Origin of the sequence: Chryseobacterium hagamense (genome assembly GCF_007991455.1) — a bacterium.
GTDB lineage: Bacteria > Bacteroidota > Bacteroidia > Flavobacteriales > Weeksellaceae > Chryseobacterium > Chryseobacterium hagamense.
Window position 1 is genome coordinate 1 of sequence record NZ_BJYJ01000077.1, and the last position, 1636, is coordinate 1636.

General features: G+C 45.4%; 1 protein-coding gene. It reads left to right on the top strand.

What is annotated here, in order from left to right; genetic code table 11:
* Positions 1–4 precede the first annotated feature (4 nt).
* Positions 5–1402: a glucuronate isomerase gene (uxaC, locus tag CHA01nite_RS20295; protein WP_146944801.1), complete on the top strand. Its 1398-nt coding sequence runs from the start codon at positions 5–7 to the stop codon at positions 1400–1402.
* Positions 1403–1636 lie beyond the last annotated feature (234 nt).

The following is a 1636-nucleotide window of genomic DNA, read 5'->3' on the forward strand; positions in this document are numbered from 1 at the left end:
ACCAATGAAATCTTTTATTACCGATAGTTTTTTATTACAGAATTCTTTTGCTGAGGAGCTGTATTTCAATTATGCTGAGAAGCAGCCGATCATCGATTACCACAACCATCTGATCCCGAAGGATATGGCTGAGAACACGGTCTTTGAGAATATCTCGAAGGTGTGGATCGCGGGCGACCATTACAAATGGCGGGCGATGAGAACACTGGGCATCAACGAAAAATTCATCACGGGAGATTCTTCCGATAAGGAAAAATTTGAGGCCTGGGCCAAAACGGTGCCCTATACATTAAGGAACCCGCTTTATCACTGGACGCACCTGGAGCTGAAAAGGTATTTCGGGATTGATGAGCTTTTAAATGAAAACAACGCTTCGGAGATCTACGAAAACATCACCGCCCAGCTGCAGACCCCGGAAAAATCCACCAGGGGCCTTCTGGAACTGATGAACGTGGAATCGCTCTGCACCACGGAAGATCCGCTGGATACGTTGAATTACCACCGGGACCTATCCACAAGCGGGTGGAAAGTGAAAGTTACCACCGCCTTCCGTCCGGACAAAGCGATTCTGATCGAAAACCACAACTTTGCGGATTATATTTCAAAATTGGGCGAATCGGCCGGCGTTGAGATTAGTTCTTACCAGTCGCTTTGCGATGCCCTTTTAAAAAGGATCGGATACTTCCATGAAAACGGCTGCCGTTTGTGCGACCACGGACTGAACAATATCTCTTTCGAGGAAGCTTCAGAAGCTGAGGTGAATGCCATTTTTAGGGATAAGCTGGCCGGGAAAGTCATTGCTGAGAAGCAGGTGAACCAGTTCAAGACGGCCATTTTACTTTTCTTAGGCGAAACGTATCACCGCTTCGGCTGGGTGCAGCAGTTCCATTTAGGTGCCCTCCGTAACAACAACCATAGAATGCTCCATCTTTTAGGGCCCGACACCGGCTGGGATTCCATCGGGGATTTTGTCCAGGCCGAAACCCTGTCCAGATTGTTGAACGCTTTAGACGGAAAAGACAGGCTCACCAAAACGATTCTGTATAACTTGAACCCTGCCGACAACGAGATTTTTGCCACCATGATCGGGAATTTCAACGACGGGAGCATCAAAGGGAAAGTACAGTTTGGATCCGGCTGGTGGTTCCTAGACCAGAAAGACGGGATGATCAAACAGATGAACGCCCTTTCCAATATGGGGCTGATCAGCTGTTTTGTCGGGATGCTGACGGATTCCAGAAGCTTCCTTTCCTTCCCGAGACATGAATATTTCAGAAGGGTACTCTGCAACCTTTTCGGAGAAGAGATCCAAAAAGGGGAGCTGCCGGAAGATATGGAGCACATCGGGAAAATCATCTCCGATATCTGTTATCATAATGCGAAGAATTATTTTGATTTTTAAATAAAATAATATCCCACGCAGATTCTGCAGATGACGCAGATTTATTTAATCGTGAAGAGAATTGAACCATTAAGGTTTGTGAAGGGGTTTAGAACAATTAAGGTGAGCTTTGCTTTAAGCATACCGCTAAATAAAATCTTTGATTTTACTTTAATCCGAGCTTAAAACCTTTATTTTCCTTAATGATTCAAATAACATAAACTGTTCTGCCTGGAAAAGACTTCGCGGTCTTAG